We start from the raw sequence: 1,105 nt of genomic DNA on the forward strand, positions 1-1,105 counted from the left end.
TCGCGGTCGCTGTCGGCCGCCAGCGCCGCCCACTCCTCGCGGACGTCACGCATCACGGCGCGGCTCGTCAGCTCGGCGGACGCCCGGCTGTACCCGCGGTCCACCATGCGCTCGATCGTCGCGGCTTTCACTCGCTCGGTTTCGGTGTCCGCGGGCGGATCGCCCCATTCGGCCGGGTCGAGCGCCGGGAACCGCCGTTTCAGGTCCGCTAGCTCCTTCGCCTCCAACACCGCTTTCAGCTCCGGGATCTCCCCGAGGTCGACGTCGTCGACGCTGAACTCGTCTCCCCGGTTCCGCCACGCGTACCTGGTGAGCGCACGGATCACCTGCTCTCGGCGGAACTCGGCGACCGCAGGGGTCGGCTCCGTTCCGCGGTAGTCCTCCTCGTCGAACCGCCCGAGCGACTCCGTCTCGAACACCTTCATGACGAGCGGGTCCGGCGACTCCGACTCCCGGTCCGTCCCCGCCGGATCCTCGGCGTCCCACGCGTACACGTGTTCGACGTACTCCGCGACGGTGTCCGTCGGAACGGTCTCTGCGGCCAGCGCGGCGCCGACGACGTCGCTCCGCTGGCGCTCCCGAACGCGTTCGAGTACCGGGGCGTACCGGCTCTCGAACTCCGCGACCTCGGCCCGGGAGAACACCGGGGCGTCGGTTAGGCCATCGAGCATCCCGTCGAGGACGTCCCGCGGGGTGACGACGCGTTCGACCGGGAGCGCCGGATGGCTTCGGTCGCTCTCGGCGTTCAGGAGGTCGGCGATGACGTCTCGGGTGTACGTGACGGGGATCCCGGTTCGGCCGTCATCGGTCCCGAACGCGACGTCGGTCGCGGTGATCACCTCGTCGTCCCGCCGGAGCTCGCCCGTCTCGTACAGCCGTGCCGTTTCCACTAGGTCGAGCGACGCCGGGAGGTTTTCGGCTTCGAGCCGGCTCACCACGGCGTACAGCGCGGCCGCGCCGATCGCGTGCGGTGCCAGCTCCCGCTCTCTCGTCCGCCCGTCGTCGTCGCGAACCGTCGTCGTGAGCGCCGCCCGGACGGTCTCGCTCGCGTCGCTTCGATTCGCGTCGGCCGACCCCGTCCGGACGGTGTCGCTCCCGTCCGCCC

General features: G+C 71.2%; 1 pseudogene. It reads right to left on the reverse strand.

Annotated elements, in window-relative coordinates:
• Nucleotides 1–1,105: pseudogene (locus tag ACFQEU_RS16395) on the reverse strand (kinase anchor protein); the annotation flags it as partial.

The sequence above is a fragment of the Halorubrum tibetense genome (assembly GCF_042661865.1).
GTDB classification, from domain to species: Archaea; Halobacteriota; Halobacteria; order Halobacteriales; family Haloferacaceae; genus Halorubrum; species Halorubrum tibetense.